The organism is Pseudomonas sp. Sample_16 (assembly GCF_004307665.1).
GTDB lineage: Bacteria > Pseudomonadota > Gammaproteobacteria > Pseudomonadales > Pseudomonadaceae > Aquipseudomonas.
This window is the reverse complement of the sequence record NZ_RCOB01000156.1, coordinates 1-5,757: the sequence shown is the minus strand read 5'-3', so window position 1 is coordinate 5,757 and position 5,757 is coordinate 1. Positions and strand designations below refer to the sequence as shown.

Annotated in this window: 7 protein-coding genes and 1 pseudogene; 2 read left to right on the top strand and 6 right to left on the bottom strand. The window is 59.4% G+C overall.

All coding sequences use genetic code 11. The features are described 5' to 3' along the window. The 4 genes and pseudogenes from D8U69_RS20570 to D8U69_RS20555 all read right to left on the bottom strand — a co-directional run. Nucleotides 1-73: pseudogene (locus D8U69_RS20570) on the bottom strand (GTP cyclohydrolase I FolE); the annotation flags it as partial. A 77-nt stretch (nucleotides 74-150) separates the two neighbouring features. Continuing rightward, nucleotides 151-708, bottom strand: a complete 558-nt coding sequence (locus tag D8U69_RS20565) for a Smr/MutS family protein (protein ID WP_056853833.1) — start codon at nucleotides 706-708, stop codon at nucleotides 151-153. Between the two features lie 115 nt (nucleotides 709-823). After that, entirely contained in the window at nucleotides 824-1,144 is a 321-nt protein-coding gene (locus D8U69_RS20560; RefSeq protein ID WP_056853832.1) for a hypothetical protein, read from the bottom strand. A gap of 132 nt (nucleotides 1,145-1,276) precedes the next feature. Next, nucleotides 1,277-1,867 (bottom strand): cysteine hydrolase family protein, encoded by a 591-nt coding sequence (locus tag D8U69_RS20555; RefSeq protein ID WP_056853831.1) that lies wholly within the window; start codon nucleotides 1,865-1,867, stop codon nucleotides 1,277-1,279. 238 nt (nucleotides 1,868-2,105) lie between these two features. On the opposite strand from D8U69_RS20555, the gene prmB reads away from it, so the two are divergent. Beyond that, on the top strand, nucleotides 2,106-3,014 hold the full coding sequence (prmB, locus tag D8U69_RS20550) for a 50S ribosomal protein L3 N(5)-glutamine methyltransferase (RefSeq protein WP_056853830.1): 909 nt from the start codon (nucleotides 2,106-2,108) through the stop codon (nucleotides 3,012-3,014). Nucleotides 3,015-3,258: 244 nt separating this feature from the next. Here prmB and D8U69_RS20540 read toward each other — a convergent pair whose 3' ends face one another. Both D8U69_RS20540 and D8U69_RS20535 read right to left on the bottom strand, forming a co-directional pair. Further along, the gene (locus tag D8U69_RS20540; RefSeq protein WP_130905426.1) at nucleotides 3,259-4,050 is read right to left on the bottom strand and encodes a hypothetical protein; all 792 of its coding nucleotides are present in this window, start codon (nucleotides 4,048-4,050) and stop codon (nucleotides 3,259-3,261) included. A 109-nt stretch (nucleotides 4,051-4,159) separates the two neighbouring features. Further along, on the bottom strand, nucleotides 4,160-5,158 hold the full coding sequence (locus D8U69_RS20535; RefSeq protein WP_130908016.1) for an alpha/beta fold hydrolase: 999 nt from the start codon (nucleotides 5,156-5,158) through the stop codon (nucleotides 4,160-4,162). Nucleotides 5,159-5,242: 84 nt separating this feature from the next. Here D8U69_RS20535 and aroC point away from each other — a divergent pair. Further along, nucleotides 5,243-5,757 (top strand): chorismate synthase (aroC, locus tag D8U69_RS20530; RefSeq protein WP_130908015.1); only part of this gene is annotated, 515 nt, incomplete at its 3' end.

Here is a 5,757-nt window from a genome sequence, read left to right as displayed (position 1 = left end):
CGAGCAGGCCTTCGCGGGACACGTCCTCGCCCAATTGGCCGAGAATCGCGGTGTAATTCTGTTCCAGGGACATGAAACTACCTGTGGGATTTTACGCAAAGGGCAAGGGTACGGTGGCGGACACGACGCTGCAAGCGTGACGCATCAGGTTTACTCGTCGCGACCTTCCATCATCGTGCGTTTGAGCATCACATAAACCGCTCCGGCACCGCCGTGTTTCGCCTGGCAAGAGGTGAAGCCAAGTACCTGCGGATGCTGGCGCAGCCAGGTGTTGACGTGACTTTTGATCATCGGCCGCTTGCCGTCCAGGCGCACGGCCTTGCCGTGAGTGACGCGCACGCAGCGGATTTCGAATTTGGTCGCTTCTGCCAGGAAAGCCCAGAGGGTTTCCCGGGCTTTTTCCACGTTCATGCCGTGGAGGTCGAGGCTGCCTTCGAACGGAATCTGTCCGGTCTTGAGCTTGCGCATCTGGCTTTCCTGAACACCGTCACGCGCCCACATCAGCTCGTCTTCCGGGCCGACGTCGATGACGAACTGATCGGACAGGCCGTCGACGGTGGTGGCATCCGTGCGCACGGTGGCGGCCTGACGCAGCTTGGCAATCTGTGCTCGGTCAGCTTTGGGTTTGCCGGTTTCAGCGCGATCATGCTTGATCGGCTTGACGCCTTGGATAGCGCTTTTGAACAGGGAAAAATCGTCGTCTTGCATGTCAGCCTCCGCGAAGGGCGGCCAGTTTACCCAACTCCAGGCGAATGAGCGCGCATCAAAGTGCGCGGCATTCGGTGGCGACCTTGGTTCGCGACCTTGGTCCGCGACCTTGGTCTCAGTCGTGTTTTTTCATCAGGTGCGGCGACATGTTCAGCTCCCGCGACTGTCGCGAGCGGCGACGGCAGCGGCGCCACAGCCACACGCCGAGGTACAGCACGAACAGGCCAATCAGCAGAATCACTGCCGCACCGACCCGGTTGGTATTCATCTCACCCAGGGCCGGGGCGTGGCCCAACAGGCTGGCGATGCCGGCCATGGCGAGCAACACACCACTCGTCGCCAGCAGCGCAGCGAACGCCGCGCCGATTCGAAAACGCCAGTTACTTTGGCCTTTGGGCCGTAAGCGGCGAGCGTCAAAACCATCGGATAACTTCATTCCGACCTTCCTCAATGGGTATCGGCCCTTCGACCGGGAGTTGACCGGGATGTTCCTGAGGCTAAGACAATTACGGCTAATGAGAGGCTTTTGCGGATGAGCGGCGGTGCAGGCCGCTCATGTAAACACTGCTCAGACCAGGTCGTTGGTCTGGGCGACGGCGGCAAAGTTGTCCGCCATGATCGCCATTTCGGTCTGCTGAACATGCTCGGCGCTCAGGACGCCGCCTTTGTAGGGCAGATCGCGGGTGGCGCAAGCATCTTCCACCAGTGTGCAACGGAACCCCAGGTTTTTTGCTGCGCGCACCGTAGTGCTGACGCTGGAATGGCTCATGAAGCCGCAAACCACCAGGTCTACCGAACCCAGGTCTTCCAGGCGTTTTTTCAGATCCGTGCCATGAAAAGCACTCGGCAGGATTTTTTCGATCTTGATTTCACCGTCAAGTGGCTCAAGCCCAGGAATGAACTGGCCGCGCTCGCCGCGTGGATCAAACAACCCTCCAACGGTGCCGAGATGGCTGACATGCACGATCGGACGACCGGCCGCACGGGCGGCAGTCACCAGTTTTTTGATGTTCGCGACAGCCGCATCCATGCCGCTCAGGGCCAAAGGACCGCTGAGGTATTCTTTCTGGGCATCGATGATGATCAGGGTCGCATGACTCAGTTTGGCGGCGGCATAACCGCGGCCGCTGAGTTGAAACATCGTTTGTGGAACGGACATTCTGGGGCTCCTTCGAGTGGGGCTTTTGCGACATTGTCCTCCGGCTGAGCGCTTCTGTGAATCGCTACTATTGTAGGCACCGTCGTTACTGGCGTGTAGCGTTGTCAAGTGCTCCGTTTTGTTCAATACCGAACTGAAAAAAGAGATTAGTCCTACATTTGCCCCCGCGTTGTTTCGCGTCGTCGTGGCGTCGTTTGACTGGTAGAATCGCCAGTCGATTTTTCTGGAGTTAGCCGTCGTGATCACTTCCCGCCTTCGCACCCTGCGTGACCATATCCGTTGGGCCGTCAGCCGCTTCCATGGGGAGGATCTGTTTTTCGGCCATGGGACCGACAACGCATGGGACGAAGCCCGTCAACTGGTGTTGGGTGCGTTGCACCTGCCGTGGGAAATCGCCGACAGCTACCTCGATTGCAACCTGGAAGAAGATGAAGTGGTTCGCTTGCAGCGGTTGCTCAAGCGCCGCATCGAAGAACGCATTCCAACCGCTTACCTGCTGGGCGAAGCCTGGTTCTGTGGCATGTCGTTCATTGTCGACGAGCGCGTATTGATCCCGCGTTCACCGATCGGTGAGTTGATCGAAAACCGTTTCACGCCTTGGTTGGGCACCGAGCCAGCAAGGATTCTCGACCTGTGCACCGGTTCCGGCTGCATCGGTATCGCCTGCGCCTACGAGTTTCAAAACGCCGAGGTGGTGCTGGCCGATCTGTCGTTCGAAGCGCTGGAAGTGGCCAACCAGAACATCGAGCGTCATGGCGTCGATGAACGGGTCTATACCGTGCAGGGCGATGGTTTTGATGGTTTGCCGGGTCAGCGTTTCGACCTGATCGTGTCGAACCCGCCGTATGTAGATGCCGAAGATTTTGCCGACATGCCGGATGAATACCAGCACGAACCGGAATTGGGCCTGGCGTGCGGTGACGACGGTTTGAACCTGGTGCGGCGCATGCTCGCGCAGGCCGCTGATCATTTGACCGAAAAGGGCTTGCTGATTGTCGAAGTGGGCAACAGTCAGGTTCACGTCGAAGCGTTGTACCCGGAAGTGGACTTCGCCTGGCTGGAATTCGAGCGAGGCGGGCATGGCGTCTTCATGTTGTCAGCCCAACAGTGCCGCGATCATCAGGCGCTGTTCGCCTCGCGCGTCTGACCTGCCCTGATCCTTCCCACGCTCTGCGTGGGGATGCAGCCCGGGACGCTCTGCGTCCCAAGAGCCGAACGCGGAGCGTCCGTTGAGGCGTTCCCACGCGGAGCGTGGGAACGATCAGCCACCTCAACAAATATTGTGGCGAGGGAGCTTGCTCCCGCTCGAACGCGAAGCGGTCGCCGAAAGAGGCTGCATCGCACCCAGCGGGAGCAAGCTGCCTCGCCACAGATGAGTCCCTGCCTACCTATCAACGGTGCGTGGCAATCCAGATCAACAACCCCGCCTGGAACACTGCAAACGCCACCAGACAGGTAATGGTGAAGCGCAGTCCGGCGTCTTCGCGTTTGTACTTGCTGACCTTTTCTTCGTGTTTCTTGAGTTTCACTTCCTGCTCGGCCAGGTTCTGTTCGGCCTGCTGGAGCATTTGCGCCGCTTCAAGAATTTCCACGACCTGCAGTTTTTCCGTGTTCCAGTCGCTCAACAGGTCGCCGACCCGCACCTCTTTGACGCTGCCCTTCAAATGCTGGGCATCGGCGTAAACCACATCAAAGCCGTGCACCCGCAAAAAATGGTCGCGACGCAAGCGAGTGTCTTCGTTCAGCGCGTCCTTGTTGTTCAAGTCAACGCCATCGACGGTGTAGCCAGGCCAGCGCTTTTTCGCCCAGACGATGCCCTGAGCCGCCATGAAGCGACCGATACCCCGATTCACCGGTTCAATCTGCAAACCGCTGTCCGGGCCGAAACGCACGCGTTTTTCGGCGTGGTCGACCCACACGTCCAGATGATTCTGTTCCTTGCGCACACGCTGGCCGGGCAGGGTAATGCTCATGCGCATCAGGCTGTGCTGCTTGTCGTTGCGTTCGGCATAGCCGAATTCGACAAAGCGCAATGGGCGGCCACCGGTGTTGCGATCGGTCTGCAGCGGCGCCAGACGGAGCATTTTATGGTGCTCGACGTGGACGTCCGCCCATGGCAGCTCGACCGCTGGCGGTGTGTCTTGTTCAGCGGTGGTGTCGGGTGAAGTCTGGGTATCAGTCATAACGGCGAGATCCTGTCCAAGCTCAACTTGTCACCAGCCATTGCGCTGGCGACAAAGGCTTATCGGCCGTTTTTTTCAGGACTGGAGGGCAACACCGGTTAAACAGCGCTTAAGTGGAGCGAAGTCCGTCAATAAATTCGAGGATTTTCGCGCCCAGTTCCGCTGCCAGGGGCAAATTCGGATCCTTGTAGGACGCCAGTTGGCGTTTGACGTCGTTGGGCACGATGCGCATGACGTGGTTCATGCCTTCGATCAACACCAGTTCGGCGTCCGGCTTGGCCGCCTTGAGCAGCCGGGCATCGTTGACTCCGACCTGAATGTCATTGCTGCCCTGGATGATCAGCGCGGGCATTTTCAGCCTGGCAAACGCAGCGGCCGGATCCTGACGAAACAGGGAAATCAGATAGGGCTGCACGCTCGGACGGAAAATCACTTGAAGTTGCGGTGGCACGTTGTCGTCGGTTTTCCCGGCCTTGAGGCTGTCGAGCAGTTCATTACTACGCAGCATCAACGGCGGCGGCAGGCGATTGCTCAGTTGCTGGCGCAATACCTGATCGATTGGCCGGGCGCTGCCGGACATGGAAATGACCGCCGCCGCATCGACGTTGGGCGCGGCGAGGCTGGCGATCAACGCGCCTTCGCTGTGCCCCAGTAGAATCAGTTTGGCGAAACGCGGATCGGTCTTGAGCTTGCGACTCCAGGCCTCGGCGTCGGAAACATAGGCTTCCAACGTCAGGTTGCGCTCGTCCGGCGTGGCCGCCAGGCTCGCCGCCACACCACGTTTGTCGTAGCGCACACTGGCGATATTGTGTTTGGCCAGCACCCACGCCAACCGCTTGAGGCTGTCGTTGCGCCCGCCATCGGGGTTGTTTCCGTCACGATCCGTAGGACCGGAGCCGGAAATGATCAGGACAACGGGCACCGGCGTGTCGGATTTCGGCAACAACAACGAGCCGAAAAGCGTTCCACTGCCGGTGTCCAACGAGATCGGCCGTTGCAGAACGGTGGCCTGGGCGAAGCCTGTAAACAAGGTCAGGGTCAAGAGCAAAACTCGCAGCATCATCACGCCATCATTATCAAGATGCCGTTTGGACTCGCTGACACCCATAAGGTTCGAGGATGAACTACTTGGGTAGCCTGCGTATACTGGCGCGCATTATGTATTTGGGTTCGATTTCACGGAGCGTCCTGCATGTCCGGCAATACCTACGGCAAGCTGTTCACTGTCACCACCGCGGGCGAAAGCCATGGTCCGGCGTTGGTCGCCATTGTCGATGGCTGCCCGCCGGGCCTGGAGATCTCCCTTGAAGATCTGCAGCGCGACCTGGACCGCCGCAAGCCCGGCACCAGCCGCCACACCACCCAGCGTCAGGAAGCCGACGAAGTCGAAATCCTCTCCGGCGTGTTCGAAGGTCGCACCACCGGTTGCGCCATCGGCCTGTTGATCCGCAACACCGACCAGAAGTCCAAGGACTACTCGGCGATCAAGGACCTGTTCCGCCCGGCCCACGCCGACTACACCTACCACCACAAATACGGCGAGCGCGATTATCGCGGCGGCGGTCGCAGTTCAGCGCGGGAAACCGCGATGCGTGTGGCGGCCGGAGCGATCGCGAAAAAGTACCTGGCCAGCCAGGGCATCGTGATTCGTGGCTACATGAGCCAGCTCGGCCCGATCGAAATTCCGTTCAAGACCTGGGATTCGGT

Bases quoted from the DNA above. Each gene is read 5' to 3' on its own strand.
- D8U69_RS20560 (WP_056853832.1), bottom strand. From the start codon at position 1,144: ATGAAGTTATCCGATGGTTTTGACGCTCGCCGCTTACGGCCCAAAGGC.
- D8U69_RS20565 (WP_056853833.1), bottom strand. From the start codon at position 708: ATGCAAGACGACGATTTTTCCCTGTTCAAAAGCGCTATCCAAGGCGTC.
- D8U69_RS20535 (WP_130908016.1), bottom strand. From the start codon at position 5,158: ATGGGTGTCAGCGAGTCCAAACGGCATCTTGATAATGATGGCGTGATG.
- D8U69_RS20555 (WP_056853831.1), bottom strand. From the start codon at position 1,867: ATGTCCGTTCCACAAACGATGTTTCAACTCAGCGGCCGCGGTTATGCC.
- D8U69_RS20540 (WP_130905426.1), bottom strand. From the start codon at position 4,050: ATGACTGATACCCAGACTTCACCCGACACCACCGCTGAACAAGACACA.